The 21,656-nt window shown below is 70.8% G+C and carries 17 protein-coding genes; 5 read left to right on the forward strand and 12 right to left on the reverse strand.

Going from position 1 to position 21,656, the window contains the following annotated elements:
* Positions 1-112: 112 nt before the first annotated feature.
* The gene (locus tag ACFYO9_RS12605) at positions 113-1,033 is read left to right on the forward strand and encodes a hypothetical protein (RefSeq protein WP_358778503.1); all 921 of its coding nucleotides are present in this window, start codon (positions 113-115) and stop codon (positions 1,031-1,033) included.
* A 21-nt stretch (positions 1,034-1,054) separates the two neighbouring features.
* On the opposite strand, the gene ACFYO9_RS12610 is transcribed toward ACFYO9_RS12605, so the two are convergent.
* The 4 genes from ACFYO9_RS12610 to ACFYO9_RS12625 all read right to left on the reverse strand — a co-directional run bounded on the left by ACFYO9_RS12610 (position 1,055) and on the right by ACFYO9_RS12625 (position 6,029).
* Positions 1,055-1,972: a pentapeptide repeat-containing protein gene (locus ACFYO9_RS12610; RefSeq protein WP_358778502.1), complete on the reverse strand. Its 918-nt coding sequence runs from the start codon at positions 1,970-1,972 to the stop codon at positions 1,055-1,057.
* Between the two features lie 363 nt (positions 1,973-2,335).
* A complete protein-coding gene (locus ACFYO9_RS12615; RefSeq protein ID WP_355813376.1) occupies positions 2,336-3,949 on the reverse strand; it encodes a DEAD/DEAH box helicase in 1,614 nt (537 codons plus the stop codon).
* Positions 3,950-4,091: 142 nt separating this feature from the next.
* Positions 4,092-4,295, reverse strand: coding sequence for a cold-shock protein (locus ACFYO9_RS12620; protein ID WP_030362889.1), 204 nt, complete (start codon positions 4,293-4,295; stop codon positions 4,092-4,094).
* Positions 4,296-4,520: 225 nt separating this feature from the next.
* Complete coding sequence (locus ACFYO9_RS12625; RefSeq protein WP_358778501.1) at positions 4,521-6,029, reverse strand: MFS transporter; 1,509 nt, start codon at positions 6,027-6,029, stop codon at positions 4,521-4,523.
* A gap of 138 nt (positions 6,030-6,167) precedes the next feature.
* Between ACFYO9_RS12625 and ACFYO9_RS12630 the strand changes: the two genes are divergently transcribed.
* Together ACFYO9_RS12630 and ACFYO9_RS12635 are read left to right on the forward strand one after the other, a co-directional pair.
* Positions 6,168-6,857, forward strand: coding sequence for a MarR family transcriptional regulator (locus ACFYO9_RS12630; protein WP_355813383.1), 690 nt, complete (start codon positions 6,168-6,170; stop codon positions 6,855-6,857).
* Positions 6,858-7,155: 298 nt separating this feature from the next.
* Positions 7,156-8,007 (forward strand): tyrosine-protein phosphatase, encoded by an 852-nt coding sequence (locus ACFYO9_RS12635; protein WP_358778500.1) that lies wholly within the window; start codon positions 7,156-7,158, stop codon positions 8,005-8,007.
* Between the two features lie 26 nt (positions 8,008-8,033).
* On the opposite strand, the gene ACFYO9_RS12640 is transcribed toward ACFYO9_RS12635, so the two are convergent.
* Positions 8,034-8,765 (reverse strand): VWA domain-containing protein, encoded by a 732-nt coding sequence (locus ACFYO9_RS12640; RefSeq protein WP_358778499.1) that lies wholly within the window; start codon positions 8,763-8,765, stop codon positions 8,034-8,036.
* Positions 8,766-8,840: 75 nt separating this feature from the next.
* Between ACFYO9_RS12640 and ACFYO9_RS12645 the strand changes: the two genes are divergently transcribed.
* The gene (locus tag ACFYO9_RS12645) at positions 8,841-9,596 is read left to right on the forward strand and encodes a glucose 1-dehydrogenase (RefSeq protein ID WP_358778498.1); all 756 of its coding nucleotides are present in this window, start codon (positions 8,841-8,843) and stop codon (positions 9,594-9,596) included.
* A gap of 22 nt (positions 9,597-9,618) precedes the next feature.
* On the opposite strand, the gene ACFYO9_RS12650 is transcribed toward ACFYO9_RS12645, so the two are convergent.
* Together ACFYO9_RS12650 and ACFYO9_RS12655 are read right to left on the reverse strand one after the other, a co-directional pair.
* Positions 9,619-10,752, reverse strand: a complete 1,134-nt coding sequence (locus tag ACFYO9_RS12650; protein WP_358778497.1) for a hypothetical protein — start codon at positions 10,750-10,752, stop codon at positions 9,619-9,621.
* Between the two features lie 22 nt (positions 10,753-10,774).
* Positions 10,775-11,002, reverse strand: a complete 228-nt coding sequence (locus tag ACFYO9_RS12655) for a hypothetical protein (RefSeq protein WP_358710737.1) — start codon at positions 11,000-11,002, stop codon at positions 10,775-10,777.
* 150 nt (positions 11,003-11,152) lie between these two features.
* Here ACFYO9_RS12655 and ACFYO9_RS12660 point away from each other — a divergent pair, with 150 nt between their 5' ends.
* Positions 11,153-11,971 carry a chitosanase gene (locus tag ACFYO9_RS12660; protein WP_358778496.1) on the forward strand — a complete coding sequence of 273 codons (819 nt, stop codon included), beginning with the start codon at positions 11,153-11,155 and terminating at the stop codon, positions 11,969-11,971.
* Positions 11,972-11,995: 24 nt separating this feature from the next.
* Here the strand turns inward: ACFYO9_RS12660 and ACFYO9_RS12665 are convergent, their stop codons facing one another.
* From ACFYO9_RS12665 to gltB, 5 genes are all read right to left on the reverse strand, one after another.
* Positions 11,996-12,826, reverse strand: coding sequence for a carbohydrate ABC transporter permease (locus ACFYO9_RS12665; protein WP_355813402.1), 831 nt, complete (start codon positions 12,824-12,826; stop codon positions 11,996-11,998).
* Positions 12,823-13,782, reverse strand: a complete 960-nt coding sequence (locus tag ACFYO9_RS12670) for a carbohydrate ABC transporter permease (RefSeq protein WP_388666342.1) — start codon at positions 13,780-13,782, stop codon at positions 12,823-12,825. Before ACFYO9_RS12670 ends, ACFYO9_RS12665 begins: the two co-directional genes overlap by 4 nt.
* Before the next feature lie 67 nt (positions 13,783-13,849).
* Positions 13,850-15,115 (reverse strand): sugar ABC transporter substrate-binding protein, encoded by a 1,266-nt coding sequence (locus ACFYO9_RS12675; RefSeq protein ID WP_358778495.1) that lies wholly within the window; start codon positions 15,113-15,115, stop codon positions 13,850-13,852.
* A 354-nt stretch (positions 15,116-15,469) separates the two neighbouring features.
* The gene (locus ACFYO9_RS12680) at positions 15,470-16,930 is read right to left on the reverse strand and encodes a glutamate synthase subunit beta (RefSeq protein ID WP_358778494.1); all 1,461 of its coding nucleotides are present in this window, start codon (positions 16,928-16,930) and stop codon (positions 15,470-15,472) included.
* A complete protein-coding gene (gltB, locus tag ACFYO9_RS12685) occupies positions 16,923-21,491 on the reverse strand; it encodes a glutamate synthase large subunit (RefSeq protein ID WP_358778493.1) in 4,569 nt (1,522 codons plus the stop codon). Before gltB ends, ACFYO9_RS12680 begins: the two co-directional genes overlap by 8 nt.
* Positions 21,492-21,656: the final 165 nt, after the last annotated feature.

Here is a 21,656-nt window from a genome sequence, read left to right on the forward strand (position 1 = left end):
CCTCCCCCGCGCCGCCACCGTCCCCCGCACGGACCCCTCCGCCGCGCCGCCACCGCCCTTACAGTGGAGGCGAGTTGAGCGGCCCGGCGGGGTGGCGTCAGGAGGTACGGACGTGGCGGTCGGCGGCGGTCCAGTCGTGCACGGCTTCCCTCACCTGGAGACGGTGCGCGCCGCCGTGACCGCGCTCTACAAACGCCTCTCGTACGACACCGTCCACACCTTCGACACCAGCGTCGCCCCCGCCGACGTGGCCTTCGGCGACGAGGACGACCTGTACCTCGGCGTGCAGCGGGTCGCCCGCGAGATGGTCCGGCACCTGCGCCTGCCCGACGCCCGGATGATCGTCGGATTCCGCGCGATGGAACACGCCGCGTCCGTCGAACTCGCCGCGGGGCCCGAGTACTTCGTCGAACTCAACGACCGCTTCCGCACGCACCGCAGGGACATCGGCGCGGCCCTCGCCCACGAGGTCATGCACGTCTATCTGCACCGGCTCGACCTGTCGTTCCCCGGCACGCGCGACAACGAGATCCTGACCGACACGGCCACGACCTATCTCGGGGCGGGGTGGCTGCTGCTCGACGCCTACCGCGAGGACGGCGCGTCCTCGCAGAAGCTCGGCTACCTCACCCCGGAGGAGTTCGGTTACGTCCTGGCCAAGCGGGCGTCGGCCTTCGGCGAGGCACCGGAGACCTGGTTCACCAGCGCGCAGGCGTACACGGCGTACACCGAGGGGCTCGCCCGGGCCCGCCTCGACGAGCGGCAGCCGCCGCTGACGGCGGCGGGGTGGGCGGGGCGGCGGCGGTACGCGAAGGAGCGGCGGGCTGCGCGGGAGGGTGGGGGTGGGGGCCGTCTTGAGGGTGGAGGTGCGGGCCGTCTCGGGGGTGAGGGTTACTCGTTCTCGCTTGAGGCGGGGGTTCTCAAGGTGACCTTTCCCTGTCCCACCTGCCACCAGCGGATCCGGGTGCCGGCGCACGGGCGGACGCGGGTGCGGTGCGTGCTGTGCCGGACGGTGCTGGAGTGTGACGCGTAGGGGGTGTCGGGGGTCTCGGGGTCAGGCCGCCGACCAGTGGGCGGGGCGGTCCAGGGTGGACGACAGCTTGGTCAGGTCGTCGCCCTTGGCCGCGTTCACCTGTGACTGGGTGAGGAAGAGCGCGTCGGTGAGGTCGGCGCCGCGCAGGTCCGCGTCGCGGAAGTCCACGCCGATCAGGTCGGCCCCCCGCAGGTCCGCGTCGCGCAGGTCGGCGCCGATGAGGTAGGCGCCGCGCAGGTCCGCGCCCTTGAGGTCGGCGCCGGTGAGGCGGGCGCCGATGAGGTCGGCGCCCCTGCGGTTCTTCTTCGCGCCCTTGCCGTTGCGGTTGCGGTTGCGGTTGCCGGTGCCGTTGCTGGTCCTGCCTTGGCTCAGGTGCTCGGCACGGACGAGTTCGCTGGCGCGCAGGAGGAGTTGATTGACCTCGTTGCGGTGGGTCGCCACGTCCGTCTCGACGACGGCCTCGGGGGTGCCCCGGGTCAGCCGCTCCGTCGCGGCGCGGGCACGCCTCAGGTCGGCGGCGATCGGGCGGGTCTGCGGGCGGGCGAGCGCGTCGGTCACGTACCAGAGCAGTTCGTGGAGCTGCCGCATGATCGGGAGCGCCGCGAACATCTGGCGTGCCGTGGCCGGGTCCTGGCGCCAGTCGCGGCCCTCGAAGGTGACCTGCGAGACGTGCTGGCCCGCTCCGAAGCAGTCGTACACCGTGCAGCCCCGGTAGCCCTGGTCCCGCAGGTCGCGGTGGATGCCGCAGCGGAAGTCCGCCCGGAGGTTGGTGCAGGGTGTGCCCGCGTCCTTGTTCACCGGGAAGTCCGCCGACCTGGAGAAGGTGAGGGCCACGCAGCACAGCCCGAAGCAGTTGGCGCAGTCGGCGCGGAGTGCGGTGCGGTCGTCGGCCTGCACGTCCAGCAGGGGCAGGTCGACGGGTTCGCGCTCCGGTGTCATCGGGCGGGCTCCTTCGTGGCGTCTGCGCCTGGGGTCCGGTTCTTGGGGCCGGTTCTCGGGGGCGTAGGCGTCTGCGCCTTGGGGGCGGTTCTTGGGTGCGGGGGCGTGGGCGTCTGCGCCTTGGGGCCGTTCTTGGGTGCGGGGGCGTGGGCGTCTGGTGTCTGCGCCTTCGCTTTGTTTGTGGGTGCGGGGCCGCGGGGGTATGTGCGTACTCGCTATCCACTGTTCGCCACGCCTCGCGGACAACATTGCTACAGCGTGCTCGGTGCTCCGTGCGCACATACCCCCACGTCCCCTCCCGTCTCGTACGCGGGTGCGGGGGCGTGGGGGCTCGCGTGGCTCACGGCGGTGGTGCCGGCGGGGTCAGGCTGCGGAGCGGCGGCCGCCCTGGGAGCCGCCGCCACCGGCACGGTTGCGGCGGCGGGCGTTGCCGTTGGCGCCGGCTGCGGTGGAGCCCGTTCTGGTCTGGCCGGACTGGCCCTGGCGGGGGACCGTGCGCTGGCCCTGGTTTCCGGTGGCCGCGCCTCCGGACCCGCGGGGGCGGCGGCGGCGCTGCGCGCCGGTCCGTGCGGTGGGCTGCTGCTGCGGCTGCGGCACCTCGATGACCACCGGGATGCCGGAGGGCTCGCGCGCCCCGGTGATCCGGGTCAGCTCCTCGTCCGAGGAGGAGACGCGTGCCGTGTTCGGGCGGATCTCCGCGTCGGACATCAGCCGCGTCATGTCGCGCTTCTCGTCGGGCAGTACGAGGGTGACGACGCTGCCGGACTCGCCGGCGCGGGCGGTACGGCCGCCTCGGTGCAGGTAGTCCTTGTGGTCGCTCGGCGGGTCGACGTTGACGACCAGGTCGAGGTCGTCGACGTGGATGCCGCGCGCCGCCACGTTCGTCGCGATCAACGCGGTGACCTGGCCGGTCTTGAACTGGTCCAGCGTGCGGTTGCGCTGCGGCTGCGAGCGGCCGCCGTGCAGGCCGGAGGCCCGTACACCGTTGGCGAGCAGCCGCTTGGTGAAGCGGTCCACCGCTCGCTTGGTGTCCAGGAACATGATCACGCGACCCTCGCGGGCGGCGATCCGCATCGCGACGGCCTTCTTGTCCGTCTCGTCGGCGACGTAGAGGACGTGGTGCTCCATCGTGGTGACCGCGCCCGCGGAGGGGTCGACGGAGTGCACGACGGGGTCGGTCAGGAACATCCGGACCAGGCGGTCGATGTTCTTGTCGAGCGTCGCCGAGAACAGCATGGTCTGGCCGCCCTGCCCGACCTGCTTGAGCAGCGCCGTGACCTGCGGCATGAAGCCCATGTCGGCCATCTGGTCGGCCTCGTCGAGGACGGTGACGCGCACCCGGGAGAGGTCGCAGTCGCCGCGCTCGATGAGGTCCTTGAGGCGGCCGGGGGTGGCGACCAGGACCTCGGCGCCGCGGCGCAGCGTCCCGGACTGCCGGGTGATCGACATGCCGCCGACGACCGTGGCCATGCGCAGGTTCACGGAGGTCGCGTACGGGGTGAGCGCGTCCGTCACCTGCTGGGCGAGCTCGCGCGTGGGGACCAGGACCATGGCGAGCGGCGACTTCGGCTCGGCGCGCTGTCCCGCCGTACGGGCCAGGAGGGCGAGGCCGAAGGCGAGGGTCTTGCCGGAGCCGGTGCGTCCGCGGCCGAGGATGTCGCGCCCGGCGAGGGAGTTGGGGAGGGTGGCCGCCTGGATCGGGAACGGCTCGGTCACGCCCTGGGCGGCCAGCGTCTTGAGGAGGGCCTCGGGCATGTCCAGGTCACCGAAGGCCTCGACCGACGGCAGTGCGGGCGTGCTGCTCTCGGGCAGTGCGAACTCGCCGCCCTGTACCGGCCTCGGCTTGCGGCCGCCGGACTTCTTCGCGGAATGCGAAGAGTGCGCGGAGCCCTTTGCCTGGCCGTTCGGCCGGCCCTTTCCACCTGCGGTGGCGGGGCGCTTGCGGGCGGGGCGCGCCGGACGTTCGGGGCGGTTCATTCAGTGATGCCTTCCTGGTCGCTGGACTTCCGGACCTCTGAGCCGGAGCGGCTCTGGGCCCGGTCGGGCCCGATGACAGCGCAAGCCGAGGCCCGCACCTTCCGGTGCGGGCCTCGGCTGTGAGGTTCGCGCGCTGCGGCGATCAGGCAGGAACGATGTTCTCGGCCTGCAGGCCCTTCTGGCCCTGGGTGACCTCGAAGGAGACCTTCTGGCCCTCCAGGAGCTCACGGAAGCCGGAGGACGCGATGTTCGAGTAGTGGGCGAAGACGTCGGGGCCGCCGCCGTCCTGCTCGATGAAGCCGAAGCCCTTTTCCGAGTTGAACCACTTAACGGTGCCGGTTGCCATGTCAATCTCCTCAACAGGGGCAGTGAATGGAGAAACACCGAATTGCGAATCTCCAGCGCTGCAATGACCCCCATATACCGGAGAGAACCGGAAAAACAATTTTGCGTCCTCGGAGCATTCCCGTCAGACGCACATAAAGTTCATGGGTACCAAAACTGCAACGCATAACCTTAACACGCCCGCGGGACCCCTTGTTCCCGGCCCCGCGAGCGACCGCCTCCCGGCTCACTCGGCCGCGACCACCGCCCGCCCCGGCAGCGCCAGGCACAGCACCGCGCAGAGGCCGAAGCCTGCCGCCACCCACGGCATCGCCGCGCCGAGCGCGTCCGTCGGGCCGTCGGCGGCGTGGCCGAAGAAGATCGTGCCGATGACCGCGGCACCGAGCGCCCCGCCGAACTGCTGGGCCGTCGCGAAGATCCCGGAGGCCGCGCCCGCCATCTCACCGGGCACGGCGGACAGCACGACGTTCACCAGCGGTACGACGAGGAAGCCGAGCCCGGCACCGGCCGTCACGAGCCCCGGCACCAGGGGCCACGCCCCGGTGTGGTGCGCCGAGGAGTCCGTGACCGCCGCCCACACCCAGCAGAAGCCGCCCGCCATGAGCAGCGCCCCGGCCACCAGGACGAGCCGCCCGAACCGGACCGCGAGGCCGTCGGCAGCCGGGGCGGTCAGGAACCCGCCGACGGAGAAGGCCACGGTGACGACGCCCGCCTGCAGGGGGGTGTAGCCCTCGCCGCCCTGCAGCCAGATCGCGAAGACCAGGAAGAAGCCCTGCATGCCGACGGAGAAGAGGAGCTGCACGAGGACCCCCACCGAGAAGCTGGGGAGCCGGAAGGCGCGGGAGGGCAGCAGCGGCACGGTGGCGCCGAAGCGGCGGCCGCCCTCGATCACACCGAGCCCCGCGAGACCGAGCACCCCCGCCGCGAGGCAGCACCAGCCCCACACCGGCCACCCATTGGCCCGGCCCTGGACCAGGGGAAGCACGACGGCGACGAGCGAGCCGGCGAGGACGAGGCTGCCGAGGACGTCGGGGCGCCCGGCGGACCGCTCACGGGTGGCCGGCACGAGGACGGTCGCGGCGGCGAAGGTGGCCACCGCGACGGGCAGGTTCACCAGGAAGACGGAGCGCCAGCCCCACCCGAAGAGGTCGGCGTCGGTGAGGACGCCGCCGAGCAGCAGCCCCACGGCCGAGGCGAAGCCGGCCACGGCGCCGTACATCCCGAAGGCGGCGCCGCGCTCCTTGCCCTGGAAGAGGGTGCGGAGCGACCCGAGCACCTGCGGCATGAGCAGCGCCGCCGCGACCCCCTGCACGGCGCGCGCCGCGACGAGCTGCCCGGGCGACTGCGCGACCCCGCACGCCAGACTCGCCAGCCCGAACGCGGCGGTGCCCGCGAGGAAGAGGCTCTTGCGTCCGTAACGGTCCCCCAGGTGCCCGGAGACGATCAGCGTGGCGGCGAAACCGAGGAGGTAGGCGGAGACGATCCACTGCAGGGCCCCTTCGGAGGCGCCCAGCTCACGGCCTATGGAGGGGATCGCGACGTTGACGATCGTCACGTCGAGCAGGTCCATCAGCGCGGCGATCATCATGACGGCGGCCGCGGCCCAGCGCCGGGGGTGGGGCGCGGTGGGGCCGCCGCTCTCGGGCGTCGGCGCGGAGGGCGGGGTGGAGGGCGAGGTGGAGGCCGAGGGTGAAGGTGAGTGGGGGCGGGGCTGGGTCGGCGGGGCGGGGGGCATGTTGGCTCCAGAGAGACTCGCACGGCAGGGGTGCCCGATTTATTTCGTTCGGGCGAACGAAATAAAGCGTGGCACGGGCGCCGACGTGATCGCAAGTAGTTCGTTCGGTCGAACGAAATATGAACTAAGGTGTCCCGCATGAGCAGCACGGGCGACAGGAGCAGCACGGGCGGTACGGGCGGTGCCGGCAGTACGGGCAGCACAGGTGGTCCAGGCGGTACAGGTGGTCCAGGCGGTACGGGCGGTACAGGCGGTACACGCGGTACGGACAGCAAGCGCGGCTCCCGGACGCGGACGCCGCGCGAGAGCTCGCGGACGTCACGCGGGGACCGCGAGAACCACGCACCCCACGGAGAGCCGGACGTCCGCGCCGAGTGGCGGCGCGCCGAGGCGATCGAGCGGCTCACCACCGCCGGACGCGAGAGCAGCGCGGTCACCGTGATGTTCCACGCGGCGGTCGCCGCCCGGCAGGGGCTCGGCGCGACCGAGACGAAGACCCTCGACCTGCTGCAGCGCGGCGGTCCGCTCACCGCCAAGGAGCTGGCCGAGCGCACCGCTCTCGCTCCCGCCTCGGTGACCGGGCTCGTCGACCGCCTGGAGAGCAAGGGCTTCGTCCGGCGCGTCAAGCACCCCACGGACAAGCGGCGCGTACTCGTCGAGATCCGCGAGGAGCAACTCGCCGGGCTGGAGGCGACGTTCACCGACTGGGCGCGCGAAGTCGGGGAGCTCTACGAGGAGTTCACGACGGAGGAGCTGGAGACCGTCACGCGCTTCCTGGAGGGAGCGGCCGAGCGTCAGCGGCGGGCGGCCGCGCGCCTCTCCGAGTAACCCCGCCCCGTCTCCCCCACGGGCCAACTCGCCTGCCGGTCTACAAACTTGACTTTACGTCAGTTTCTCGTACGCGACCCTTCCTCCCGCACGGGCGCCTCGCTACCTTCTACCAAACAATCGCTTGGTTGGTCCGGAGAAAGGCGAACCGATGCGCATCTCTCGTCCCTGTACCACGCCCCATTCCACCCGTATTCGCCCCCGAACCCGAACCTGTACCCGTACCGCGACCGGGCTCGTCGTCTCCGCTCTCGTCCTGGGCACCCTGCCCCTCTGGGCCGGGCCCGCCGGGGCCGCCGTGCCCGTCGGGGGCGCCGCGCCCGTCGGAGCCGCCGTTCCGGTCGCGCCGCGCGCCGCCGGCACCGTCCACCACATTCCGCTCCAGGGCTCGGTCAACGTGCGTGACGTGGGCGGATACCGGACGTACGACGGGGAGCGGGTCGCCTACGGGCGGGTCTTCCGTGCCGATGCCCTCAACAAGCTCACCGACGCCGACCTCGGCACGGTCGCCGGGCTCGGGGTGAAGACGGTCGTCGACTTCCGGGTGCCCGCCGAGGTGCAGTACGACGGGGCGGACCGGCTGCCCGCCGGGGTCGCCGCGGTCTCCCGGCCGGTCACGGACAACGGCCTGTTCGCCCAGCTCCTCACCGCCATCGGCTCCAAGGACCCGGTCAAGCAGGAGGAGATGCTGGGCAACGGCAAGGCGGCCGCGTTCATGCGGGAGGTCTACCGCACCTTCGTCACCGACTCCGCCAACCGCGCCCAGTTCGCGGCCACCCTGCGCTCCGTCGCGAACAGCCGTACGCCGCTGCTCTACCACTGCACCTCGGGCAAGGACCGCACCGGCTGGACGACGTATCTGCTGCTGCGGCTCGTCGGCGTGCCGGAGCGGACCGCCGTCGACGACTACCTGGCGTCCAACACCTACCGGGCCGCGTACGACGCCCAGTTGCGGGCGGCGCTCAAGCAGGGCGGCCTGATGGAGAACCCGGACCTGGTCATCCCGCTGCAGGAGGTCCGCACCGACTACCTCGGCACGGCGCTCGACGAGGCGACGCGGCGGTACGGCGGCTTCACGGGCTATTTGTCCAAGGGGCTCGGCCTCGACGCCGGCACCATCCTGAAGCTGCGCCGGCGCATGGTCGACTAGGGCCCCTCATCCGGCTCGGGGCACCCTCATTCCGCTCGGGGCACGATCCCGCCCGCCCGCGCCGCCGCGAGCCACGCCGGGAACTCCCCCACGAGCCGGTCGTAGAGCTCGTCGTCCGGCAGCGCCAGGGGGTCGTGCCCGGCGTGGAAGAAGCCCGCGTTGTCGACCGGGCGCTTGGCGGGGACGGCGAGTTCGTCGAGCTTGCGGAGGTAGTCGAACTGCTTGCTCCTCGGGTCGCCGAACCCGATGAACTGCCAGAACAGCGGCAGCTTGGCCGCCTTGCACAGATAGCGTTCGGCGGCGAGCTTGTTGATGGGGCCGCCGTCGGTCTGGAAGACGACGAGGGCGGGCGCGCGCGAGCCGCTGTCCATGTAGTGGTCGATGACCGCGTCCATCGCCAGGTGGTAGCTGGTCTTGCCCATGTGCCCGAGCCCGGCCACGATCGCGTCGATCCGGCCGCGGTGGTTGTCCAGCGCGATGTCCGTCACCGCGTCGATGTCCGTGGAGAAGAAGACGGTGGGCACGACCCCGTCGTCGTCCAGGTGCGCGGAGAGCCCGAGCACCCGGTCGGCGAGGGCCTGGACGCTGCCGTCCTTGTAGTACTCCCGCATGGAACCGGAGTAGTCGACGACGAGGTAGACCGCCGCCCGCGCCCCTTCGAGACCGTGTTTGCGCAGGGAGACCCCGGCGCTCTTGTAGAGGTCGACCAGCGCGGGCGCCGAGTCCTCCACCTTGCGCAGACTGATCGCAGGTCCCATCGCTTCGTCCCGCCCCTTCCGGCTTGCCCATATGGCTGCTAGACACATGCCGATTCGGCATGCATGGAGGGTGACATGGATTCCGGGGACACGCGAAGGATCTCCTACGGACTGGACGGCCGAACCGTCCTCATCACGGGTGCGGGACGCGGCCAAGGAGCGGCGGAGGCCCGGCTGTTCGCGGCCGCGGGGGCCCGGGTCGTGGTCACGGACGTACGCGAGGAGGAGGGCCGCGAGGTCGCCGATTCCCTGGGCGGCCAGGGGCTGTTCGTACGCCATGACGTCACCGACGCGCGGAGCTGGGCCTCGGCCGTGGCGGGCGCGCTCGACGCCTTCGGGCGGCTGGACGCCCTGGTCAACAATGCCGCGCTGTGGCGCACGGCGTCCGTGGAGGTCGAGACGTACGAGAACTTCGAGGAGCTGGTCCGGGTCAATCTGCTCGGACCGTTCCTGGGCATCCAGGCGGTGCTGCCCGCGTTCAAGGAGGTGGGCGGCGGCTCGATCGTGAACGTGTCGTCGACGGCGGGCCTGGTCGGCATCCCGGGCCACGCGGCGTACGGGTCGACGAAGTTCGGGCTGCGCGGTCTGACCCGCTCCGCCGCGCTGGATCTGGCGCGGCACCGGGTGCGGGTCAACTCCGTGCATCCGGGGGCGATCGACACCCCGATGATCTCCGCGGCCTCCGCCGGGCGGGACTGGTCGCACCTGCCGCTCGGCAGGATGGGCCGCCCGGAGGAGGTCGGCGAGCTGGTGCTGTTCCTGGCGTCGGACGCCTCGTCGTACGTCACGGGCGCGGAGTTCACCGTGGACGGCGGGTCGACGACGGGGTGACCGGCCCGCGGGGCTCCACCGGTCAGGGACGAGCCCCGGACACCCCGCCCTCGCCCCCGCCCCCCTGCTCCTGGAACGCCGGCAGCGCGAAGATCCGCGTCTTCGCGTCGTCGTCCATCAACTCGACCAGCGGCATGACCAGTTCCCACAGGTCCTGCTTGTCGACCTCCCGGGCGAGCGCGTCCAGGTCGGCCTCCGGCAGCGCCCCCGCCGTGCCCGCGACGACCGTACGGGCCTGTGGCGGCAACACCTCGACCAGGGGCAGGAACTGAGCCCACAGCCCGGTGACCACCACCGCGCGCACGATCCCGGCGAGCACGTCCGCGTCCCGCAGCGAGGGCAGTTCGGCCACCGCGCGCCGCTCCTCGTCGTCGAGCAGCGCGACCAGGGGCAGCAGGGACTCCCACAGGTCCTGCTCCGCGACCGTGGCGACCAGGGAATCGAGCCGGTGCTGCGGCTGTCCTGCGGCGAGCGAGGCGATGCGGCCGCGCTGCTCCCCCGTCACCATGCCGGCGACGGCCAGCGCCTCGGGCCACAGGCCGTCGGCGGCCGCGGAGCCGATGACGGCCGCGAGCCGGTCGGGGCCCATCAGGTCGATGATGTGGCCGAGCCGTTCGGGCACGTCGATCGCGAAGCCCGTCTTCAGTACGGCGGCGTCGTCGACCGAGGGCAGGATGCGCCGCAGCGCGGCGTCGGACAGATGGCCGACGAAGCGCCCCATGGTGAGGTGGTCGCCGCGTTCGGCGAGGGTCACGGCGATGCGGACGACCAGGTCCTCGTCGAGGCGGTCGACGATGCCCTCGATGCGGCGCGGGTCGAGGTGGCCGCAGGACTCGGCGGTGAAGGAGACCGGCAGCTTCTCGATGATGTCGGCGGCGCGGGCGGGTTCGAGCCGTCCCGCGACGGCGGCGGCCAGGCGTGGGCCGAGCGCCTTCTGCGAGATGGCGGCCGCGACGCCGGCCGGTACGAGCCTGGTGGCGGCCGCGATCCGGTCGAGCATGTCGGGCGCCCGGTCGAAGAGCGCGGCGACGCTCTGGGTGCGGAAGCGGCGTACGTCCTCGACGGGCAGGCCCTGAAGGAAGGCGAGCGTGTCCGGTTCGACGTCGAGCAGGTGGGCGATCTTGCGGGTCTCGGCCCTGCCGCGCAGCTTGTCCATGCTGACTCCTCGCTCCACTCGGCTATCGGAAGAGAATCCGGCGGACGGGACCGCGGGCCAGCGCGGGCACGAGCTTGAGCGCCTCCTCGGCGGCTCCGTTCAGTCCCGCGGCCCGGCTCTCGCGCTGCCGCTCCAGCGCGTCGGCCAGCGTCGTGAGCTGGTCGGGCGTCAACTGCCCGAAGGATTGCGGTGGTTGGTCGCGCAGCTCCGCGGCGAGTCGCTCGCGTCGCTGCCGTGTCTCGGTGTCCACGTCGCCTCCCTTGGCCGGCCGCATGGCCGGGTCCGGGACCAGAGACTGGCGCCGAATTGACTTTTAGTCAATAGAGTGGGGCCCCGCGGGCCGACGCCGGGTGGGAGCCACGGGACGTCCCGCAGGTCGTGTCCACGTAATCTTGGCCGGATGAAACGCGCCGGTCTCCTCCTGCTCGCCGTGGTCCCGCTCGCCGCCACGGCCGCGTGTCTCGCGGGCGGCGCCCCGGACCGGAGCGACGCGGGGAACGGCGGGCGGGACCGCGGACTCGCCGCGCCCGCGAAGAAGGAACTGGCGCAGCAGCTGGTGTCGAGCGCGGAGAACTCGACGCTGGACTGGCGCGGCCAGTACGGCTACGTCGAGGACATCGGCGACGGCCGCGGCTACACCGCGGGCCTCATCGGCTTCTGCACCGGCACGCACGACCTGCTGGCCCTCGTCGAGCGGTACACCAGGTCCCATCCGCACAACGGCCTCGCACGCTATCTGCCCGCCCTGCGCGAGGTGGACGGCAGCGACTCGCACCAGGGCCTGGGCGCCGGCTTCACCGGGGCCTGGAAGGCGGAGGCGGCGAAGCCCGCGTTCCGCAGGGCCCAGGACCGGGCACGCGACCGCGGCTACTTCGACCCGGCGGTGCGCAGGGCCGAGCGCGACGGCCTCGGCTCGCTCGGCCAGTTCATCTACTACGACGCGCTGGTCATGCACGGCCCAGGACCCGGCCCCCGCTCCTTCCAGGGCCTGCGCGAGGCGGCCATGAAGCGGGCGGATCCGCCGTCCCGGGGCGGCGACGAGAAGGCGTACCTCGACGCCTTCCTGGACGTCCGCCGCGCCGCGATGAAGCGGGAGACGGCGCACCGCGACACCTCCCGCGTGGACACCGCGCAGCGCACCTTCCTCGACGAGGGCAATCTGGCCCTGAAGACGCCGCTGACCTGGAAGGTGTACGGGGAGACGTACAAAGTGCCGTGACCCCGTACACCCGCCGGCCGGCCGTCAGCCCTTGACCGCGCCCGCCGCGAGGCCCGAGCCGAGCTTCCGGTGCACGATCACGAAGAAGATCATCACCGGCACGGTGACCAGCGTGGAGCTGGCCATGACCGGGCCCCAGGCCGTCGAGTTCTCGCCGAAGAACTGGTAAATGCCCACGGCGGCCGTGTACTTGTCGCTGCCCTTCATGAAGGTGTACGCGAAGACGAACTCGTTCCACGCCGTGATGAAGGCGAAGATCGAGGTGGCCACGAGCCCCGGCGCGACCAGCGGCAGCAGGACCGACCAGAACATCCGCGGCCAGGACGCCCCGTCGATGTAGGCGGCCTCCTCGACCTCCTTGGGCACGGTCGCGACGAAGCCGCGCAGCGTCCAGATCGCGAAGGGCAGCGAGAGCGCGATGTAGACGATGCTCAGGCCAAGGAGCGAGTTGAGCAGGTCGTAGTCCCGCATCTGGATGAAGAGCGGGATGACCAGGGCCTCCAGCGGCACCATCTGCACGACCAGGATCATGATCAGCACGGAGGTGCGGAAGCGGAACTTGAACCGCGCCACCGCGATGGCCGCGAAGAGCGAGAGCAGCGCCGCCGCGACGATCGTGGCGAGGCCGACGAGCGCGGAGTTCAGCAGATACGTGCCGAAGTTGCCCTTGTCGAAGACGAATTCGAAGTGTTCCAGGCTGAGACCGCTCGGCAGCAGGTCCGAGCCGCGCAGGGCGGCCTTCGGGTCGAGCGCCGTGGAGATCATCCAGTAGACGGGGAAGAGCGTGAAGAGCAGGAGCCCGGCGACCGCGGCCGGCAGTCCGATGCGCGAGGCGAGCGTGGTGCGGCGGGTCACAGGTCCTCCTCCCCCTGCCGGAACAGCGTGCGGATGTAGACGACGGTGATGATCAGGAGCAGCACGGTCAGCAGGACCGCGGCCGCGGCGCCCGTGCCGTAGTCGTTCTTGGCGAAGGCCTGGATGTAGGAGAAGACGCCGAGGTTGTAGACGTCCTCGTTGGAGCCGTCGCCGCCGGGTTGCAGATACACCTGGGTGAAGACCTTGAAGTCCCAGATGGTGGAGAGGATGGTCACCACGAGGAAGACCGGCTTGATCGTCGGCACGGTGATGTTCCAGAACCGCTGCCAGGCATTGGCCCCGTCCAACTCCCCCGCCTCGTACAGCTCCTTGGGGATCGTCATGAGTCCCGCGAGGACGGTGATGGCGACGAAGGGGAAGCCGTGGTGGACGACGTTGAGCGTGGCGATGGCGTAGAACGGGCCGCGCTCGGTGAACCAGTTGGTGGTCTCGGGGTCGATCAGGCCGATCGATCCCGCGATCTGGCTGGCCATGCCGTCCTGGGGCTGGAAGAGCCAGATCCAGACGTACGTGCCGGTCACCGCCGGCATGGCCCAGGCGGCGAGGATCGCGATGGAGCAGATCATCCGCCAGGTCGGGCCGAGGCGGTTGAGCAGCAGGGCCACCAGGGTGCCGAGCGCGACGGTCAGGCCGACGCAGGCGACGGCGAAGAAGACGGTGTTGGGCAGGACCGTCTTCCACAGCAGGCCGCTGGAGAGCAGGTCGCCGTAGTGGTCGAAGCCGGTGTACGTGCCGACGCCGCCACCGAACTTGACCTTGTAGTCCTGCAGGGAGAGCTTGCCGACCTGGATCAGCGGCCAGAGCAGCAGGCCCGCGAGGACCACGAGGGCGGGGGCGAGGAGCAGCCAGGGACGGGTGAGGGTGACGAACTTCTTGCGGCGACGGGCCGCCTCGGCCGCGACGTCGGGCTGCCGGGGGCCGCGGGGAGCCGGGATCTTCGGCTCCCCGCTGACGAGCGTGTCTTTCACGGTAAGTCCTTCAAGTTGCGGAACTCGCCCTTTTCTACTCGTCCTTGGCGAAGATGGCGTCCATGTCCTTGGCCGCCTTGTCCGCCGCTTCCTTCACGGACGACTTGCCGGTGAGGATCGACTGGATCATGCCGGGGATGACCTTCGAGGCCTGGATCTCGCCGTACGACTTGGTCTTGGGGACCGTCGCGCCGGCCTCCAGCATCTGCTTGGCGAACGGCTCGACCAGCGGGTCCTTCTTCGCCTCGATCTTCTTCAGCTCGGAGTTCTGGCCGGGGAAGTAGTTGCTCTGCTCGGCCCACTTGGCGGCGAACTCGCCGGTGGTCAGCATCTTCACGAACTCCCAGGCGAGGTCCTTCTTGTCCGTGTCGAAGGTGGACAGGTAGGAGCCGCCGAGGAAGGACTTGCTCATGCCGCCGTTCTCACCCGGAATGGGGACGGCGCCGAGCTTGCCCTTGAGGTCGGGGTTGTTCTCGACGATGGCCTTCGGGGTCCAGTTGCCGCCGATGGCCATGGAGATCTCGCCCTTGTTCCAGGCGTCGCCGACCTCCTTCTCCGTCCAGGTGTTGACCTTGGCCGGGGAGACCTTGTCTTTGGTGGCGAGGCCCGTGTAGTACTCGATGCCCTTGATGGCCTCGGGCGAGTTGACGCCGGACTTCCACTTGCCGCCGGACTCGGTGGCGAGCTCACCGCCCGCGCCCCAGATGAAGGGGGTCGCGAACATCTCCGCGCCGCCCGCCACCGGGAAGGAGACCATCTTCGGCTCCTTCGCCTTGAGCGCCTTGGCGGTCGCCTCCAGCTCCTTCCAGGTGGTCGGGGGCTTGAGGCCGTGCTTCTCGAAGATGTCCTTGCGGTAGACGATCGAGCGGACGCCCGCGTACCAGGGCATGCCGTACTGCTTGCCGTCCAGCGTGCCGGCGTCCTTGAGGCCCTCGACCAGGTCGTTGCCGAGGCCCGACTCCTTGACCTTGTCGGTGACGTCGACGAGCGCGTCGGTCTCCGCGAACTGCGGCACCCAGGTGGTGCCGACCTCGGCCACGTCGGGCACCTGGTCCGAGCCGCCCTCGATGGCGGTCGTGAACTTCTTCTGGGCGGTGGCCCACTGCTGGTACTCGACGTGGATCTTCGCGCCGGTCTTCTTCTCGAAGGCCTTCCCGGCCTCCTTGAAGAACGGGCGCGCGTCGGGGTTGGTCCCCTCCATGATCCATACGGTCAGGGTCTTGCCCTTTCCGTCGGTGGCGCTGCCGCCCTCGTCGCCGTCATCCCCACCGCACGCCGTGGCGGTCAGTCCGAGACTCATGGCGATACAACCAGCGGCGATGACACGTCGATTCATGCCGGCCCCCTCCAGGTTCCGATTGGTGGGAGCGATTGTGGTCACACCTGGCCGAGGCGGTCTAGACCCATTGGTATAAGCGGCCGAACCGTAATGAGGGTTGCGGGTGACGCAACATACGCTCATAGCATTGCGCCCCATGCAACGCATCCGTTGCACGGGGCGCCCTCATCGGGGCCGGGCCAAGACGGGTCCGGACGCGACGACGCCCGCCCAGGTCCGGTCGGGGACGAGGCGGGCGCCGCTCAGTTCCGTACGCCGTTGTACGGGACGTATAGGGGTCGTACGGCCAAAACCGTACGGGTCATACCTTACGGGTCAGACCGTCAGGGAGCGGTCCGTGGGGCGGATCGGGGCCGGAAGGTCACTCGCACCGGTGAGGAAATGGTCCACGCCGCGCGCCGCCGAACGGCCCTCGGCGATCGCCCAGACGATGAGCGACTGGCCGCGCCCGGCGTCGCCGGCGACGAAGACACCGGGGACGTTCGTCTGGAATTCGCCGTCGCGCGCGACGTTGCCGCGCTCGTCGAGCTCCAGGGCGAACTGGTCCACGAGGCCGTTCTCCCGGTCGGTGCCGGTGAAGCCCATCGCGAGGGTGACGAGCTGGGCGGGGATCTTCCGCTCGGTGCCCGGCTTCGGGGTCAGCCTGCCCTCGACGAACTCGACCTCGACGAGGTGCAGGAACTGGACGTTGCCGTCCTCGTCGCCCTCGAAGTGGGTCGTGTTGACGGCGTAGACCCGCTCGCCGCCCTCCTCGTGCGCGGAGGTGACCTTGTACAGCATGGGGAAGGTCGGCCACGGCTGGTGCGGCGCGCGGTCCTCGCCCGGCTTCGGCATGATCTCCAGCTGGGTCACCGAGGCCGCGCCCTGGCGGTGGGCGGTGCCCACGCAGTCCGCGCCGGTGTCGCCGCCGCCGATCACGACGACGTGCTTGCCCTCGGCGGAGACGGGCGTGGTGACGTAGTCGCCCTCCTGGACCTTGTTGGCCAGCGGGAGGTACTCCATCGCCTGGTAGATGCCCTTGAGCTCACGACCGGGGACGGGCAGGTCGCGGGCGGTGGTGGCGCCGGCCGCGATGACCACCGCGTCGTACCGCCTGCGCAGCTTCGCCGCGTCGATGTCGCGGCCGATCTCCACGCCGGTGCGGAACTTGGTGCCCTCCGCGCGCATCTGCTCGATGCGGCGGTTGATGTGCCGCTTCTCCATCTTGAACTCGGGGATGCCGTAGCGCAGCAGACCGCCGATGCGGTCGGCGCGCTCGTACACGGCGACCGTGTGGCCGGCCCGGGTCAGCTGCTGGGCGGCGGCGAGACCGGCCGGGCCCGAGCCGATGACGGCGACGGTCTTGCCGGAGAGGCGCTCCGGGGCCTGGGGCGCGACGTCGCCGCGGTCCCAGGCCTGGTCGATGATCGAGACCTCGACGTTCTTGATGGTGACGGGCGGCTGGTTGATGCCGAGCACGCACGCCGACTCGCACGGGGCCGGGCAGAGCCGGCCGGTGAACTCCGGGAAGTTGTTGGTGGCGTGCAGGCGCTCCTGCGCCGCCGACCAGTCCTCGCGGTAGGCGTAGTCGTTCCACTCCGGGATCAGGTTCCCGAGCGGACAGCCGTTGTGGCAGAACGGGATGCCGCAGTCCATGCAGCGCGAGGCCTGCTTGGAGATGATCGGGAGGAGCGAGCCGGGAACGTAGACCTCGTTCCAGTCCTGGACGCGCTCGCCGACCGGGCGGGTCTGCGCGACCTCGCGGCCGTGGTTGAGAAAGCCCTTGGGATCAGCCATTGGTCGCCGCCTCCATCATCTTCTCGGTGATCTCGGTCTCGGAGAGACCGGCTCGCTCGGCGGCGTCCTTGGCGGCGAGCACTGCCTTGTACGTGCTGGGGATGATCCTGCTGAACCGCTCCACGGCGGTGTCCCACTCGGCGAGCAGCTTCTCGGCGACGGTCGAGCCCGTCTCCTCCTGGTGGCGGCGCACGACGTCGTGCAGCCACTGCTTGTCGGTGTCGTCCAGCGGTTCGACGGCGCCCAGGTTGCCCGCGTTGACGTTGTCGCGGTCGAGGTCGATCACGTACGCGATGCCGCCGGACATGCCGGCCGCGAAGTTGCGGCCCGTCTCGCCGAGGACCACCGCGTGGCCACCGGTCATGTACTCGCAGCCGTGGTCGCCCACGCCCTCGGAGACCACCGTGGCACCGGAGTTGCGGACGCAGAAGCGTTCGCCGGTGCGGCCGCGCAGGAACAGCTCGCCGCCGGTCGCGCCGTACGCGATGGTGTTGCCCGCGATCGTCGAGTACTCGGCGAGGTGGTCGGCGCCGCGGTCCGGGCGGACCACGATGCGGCCGCCGGAGAGGCCCTTGCCGACGTAGTCGTTGGCGTCGCCCTCCAGGCGCAGCGTCACGCCGCGCGGCACGAAGGCGCCGAAGGACTGGCCGGCCGAGCCGGTGAAGGTGATGTCGATGGTGTCGTCGGGCAGACCGGCGCCGCCGAACTTCTTCGTCACCTCGTGGCCGAGCATGGTGCCGACCGTGCGGTTGATGTTGCGGATGGCGACCTGGGCGCGGACCGGGTGCGCGTCGGTCGCGCCGGCCGCGGCGAGCGCGTCGCCGGCGAGCCTGATCAGCTCGTTGTCGAGCGCCTTCTCCAGGCCGTGGTCCTGGACCGTGACCTGGTGCCGGACGGCGCCCGCGGGCAGCGCCGGCACGTGGAACAGCGGCTCCAGGTCCAGGCCCTGCGCCTTCCAGTGGCTGACGGCCTTCTCGGTGTCGAGGAGCTCGGCGTGGCCGACGGCCTCCTCGATCGAGCGGAAGCCGAGCTCGGCGAGGAGCTCGCGGACCTCTTCGGCGATGAACTCGAAGAAGTTGACGATGTACTCGGCCTTGCCGGAGAAGCGCTCGCGCAGCGCCGGGTTCTGCGTGGCGATGCCGACCGGGCAGGTGTCCAGGTGGCAGACGCGCATCATGACGCAGCCGGAGACGACGAGCGGCGCGGTCGCGAAACCGAACTCCTCGGCGCCGAGCAGCGCGGCGATGATGACGTCGCGGCCGGTCTTCAGCTGGCCGTCGGTCTGTACGACGATGCGGTCGCGCAGGCCGTTGAGCAGCAGGGTCTGCTGGGTCTCGGCGAGGCCGAGCTCCCAGGGGCCGCCCGCGTGCTTGAGGCTCGTCAGGGGCGAAGCGCCCGTGCCGCCGTCGTGGCCGGAGATGAGCACCACGTCCGCGTGCGCCTTGGAGACGCCCGCGGCGACCGTGCCGACGCCGACCTCGGAGACCAGCTTCACGTGGATCCGCGCCTGCGGGTTCGCGTTCTTCAGGTCGTGGATCAGCTGGGCGAGGTCTTCGATGGAGTAGATGTCGTGGTGCGGCGGCGGCGAGATCAGGCCGACGCCGGGCGTCGAGTGACGCGTCTTGGCGACCCACGGGTAGACCTTGTGTCCGGGCAGCTGGCCGCCCTCGCCGGGCTTGGCGCCCTGCGCCATCTTGATCTGGATGTCGTCGGCGTTGACGAGGTACTCGCTGGTCACGCCGAAGCGGCCGGAGGCGACCTGCTTGATGGAGGAGCGGCGCGCCGGGTCGTACAGGCGCTCCGGGTCCTCGCCGCCCTCACCGGTGTTGGACTTGCCGCCCAGTTGGTTCATGGCGATGGCGAGGGTCTCGTGCGCCTCGCGGGAGATCGAGCCGTACGACATGGCGCCGGTGGAGAACCGCTTGACGATCTCGGCGGCGGACTCGACCTCGTCGATGGAGATCGAGGGGCGGTCGCTCTTGAAGCCGAAGAGTCCGCGGAGCGTCATCAGGCGCTCGGACTGCTCGTTCACGCGGCCCGTGTACTGCTTGAAGATGTCGTAGCGGCGGCTGCGCGTGGAGTGCTGGAGGCGGAAGACCGTGTCGGGGTCGAACAGGTGCGGCTCGCCCTCGCGGCGCCACTGGTACTCGCCGCCGATCTCCAGCGCGCGGTGCGCGGAGGGGATGCCGGAGGCCGGGTAGGCCTTGGCGTGCCGGGCGGCGACCTCCTGCGCGATGACGTCGAGTCCGGCGCCGCCGATCTTCGTGGTCGTACCGCTGAAGTACCGGTCCACGAAGGCCTCTTCGAGACCGACGGCCTCGAAGACCTGGGCGCCGCGGTAGGAGGCGACGGTGGAGATGCCCATCTTGGACATGACCTTCAGGACGCCCTTGCCGAGGGCGTGGATGAGGTTGCGGATGGCCTGCTCGGCCTCGATGCCGGGCAGGAAGGTGCCGGCGCGGACGAGGTCCTCGACGGACTCCATCGCGAGGTAGGGGTTGACGGCCGCGGCGCCGTAGCCGATGAGGAGGGCCACGTGGTGGACCTCGCGCACGTCGCCCGCCTCGACGAGCAGGCCCACCTGGGTGCGCTGCTTGGTGCGGATGAGGTGGTGGTGGACGGCCGCGGTGAGCAGCAGCGAGGGGATCGGCGCGTGCTCGGCGTCGGAGTGCCGGTCGGAGAGCACGATCAGGCGGGCGCCGGCCTCGATGGCGGCGTCGGCCTCGGCGCAGATCTCGTCGATACGGGCGGCGAGCGCGGCGCCGCCGTCGCCGACCCGGTAGAGGCCGGAGAGCGTCGCGGCCTTCATGCCGGGCATGTCGCCGTCGGCGTTGATGTGGATGAGCTTGGCCAGCTCGTCGTTGTCGATCACCGGGAAGGGCAGGGTGACGCTGCGACAGGACGCGGCGGTCGGCTCCAGGAGGTTGCCCTGCGGGCCGAGCGAGCTGTGCAGCGAGGTGACGAGCTCTTCGCGGATGGCGTCCAGCGGCGGGTTGGTGACCTGCGCGAACAGCTGCGTGAAGTAGTCGAAGATCAGCCGGGGTCGCTCGGAGAGGGCGGCGATCGGGGTGTCGGTGCCCATGGAGCCGAGCGGCTCGCCGCCGGTCTTGGCCATCGGCGCGACGATGATGCGCAGCTCTTCCTCGGTGTAGCCGAAGGTCTGCTGGCGGCGCGTGACGGAGGCGTGCGTGTGCACGATGTGCTCGCGCTCGGGCAGGTCGGACAGCTCGATCTCGCCGGCCTCCAGCCACTCCTGGTACGGCTTCTCGGCGGCGAGTCCGGCCTTGATCTCGTCGTCCTCGACGATGCGGTGCTCGGCGGTGTCGACGAGGAACATCCGGCCCGGCTGCAGGCGGCCCTTGCGGACGACCTTGGCGGGGTCGATGTCGAGGACGCCGACCTCGGAGCCGAGGACGACGAGGCCGTCGTCGGTGACCCAGTAGCGGCCGGGGCGCAGACCGTTGCGGTCGAGGACCGCGCCGACCTGGGTGCCGTCGGTGAAGGTGACGCAGGCCGGGCCGTCCCAGGGCTCCATCATCGTGGAGTGGTACTGGTAGAAGGCGCGCCGGGCCGGCTCCATGGAGGCGTGGTTCTCCCAGGCCTCCGGGATCATCATCAGGACGGAGTGCGGCAGCGAACGCCCGCCGAGGTGCAGGAGCTCCAGGACCTCGTCGAAGGAGGCGGAGTCGGAGGCGTCCGGGGTGCAGATCGGGAAGACCCGGTCGAGCTTCTCCGCGCCGAAGAGGTCGGAGGCGAGCTGCGACTCGCGGGCGCGCATCCAGTTGCGGTTGCCCTTGACCGTGTTGATCTCGCCGTTGTGCGCGACGAAGCGGTACGGGTGCGCGAGCGGCCAGCTCGGGAACGTGTTCGTCGAGAAGCGGGAGTGGACGAGCGCGACGGCCGTGGCGAAGCGGCGGTCGGACAGGTCGGGGAAGAAGGGCTCCAGCTGGCCGGTGGTCAGCATGCCCTTGTAGACGATGGTGCGCGAGGAGAGCGAGGGGAAGTACGTGCCGGCCTCGCGCTCGGCGCGCTTGCGCAGCAGGAAGGCCTTGCGGTCAAGGTCCAGGCCCTCGGTGTCGCCGTCGGCGACGAAGATCTGCCGGAAGACGGGCATGGTCGCGCGGGCGGTCGCGCCGAGCAGCTCGGGGGCGACGGGCACGTCGCGCCAGCCGAGGACCGTCAGGCCCTCCTCGGAGGCGATCGTCTCGATCTGTGAGACGGCGCCGTCCGTGGTGCCGGCGGTGTCGACCGGCAGGAAGGCGATGCCGACGGCGTAGGCACCGGCGGCCGGGAGTTTAAATCCGGCCACCTCGCGCAGGAAGGCGTCGGGGACCTGGAGCAGGATGCCCGCACCGTCGCCCGAGTCCGGCTCGGAGCCGGTGGCGCCGCGGTGCTCGAGGTTGCGCAGTACGGTCAGCGCCTGTTCGACCAGTTCATGGCTGGCCACACCGGTGAGGGTGGCCACGAACCCGACACCGCAGGCGTCGTGTTCGTTGCGGGGGTCGTACATCCCCTGGGGGGCGGGGCGACCGTCCATGGGCGACCAGGCGTGGGTACGCATCGGCACTCCCGTCGTCGTCGAGGCAAGAACAAAAAGCAAGGGACGACGTTGGCCCTGGCGAAATTTCGTGCAGGTTACATGATGGAACGCTTCTCGAAAAGCGGATAGTTCATTCCACCATGTGGACACCGCTCGCTGAGGTGGGAGCGGTTCAGAGAGGGCCCT

This window comes from Streptomyces sp. NPDC005863, from assembly GCF_042871345.1.
Lineage (GTDB): Bacteria > Actinomycetota > Actinomycetes > Streptomycetales > Streptomycetaceae > Streptomyces.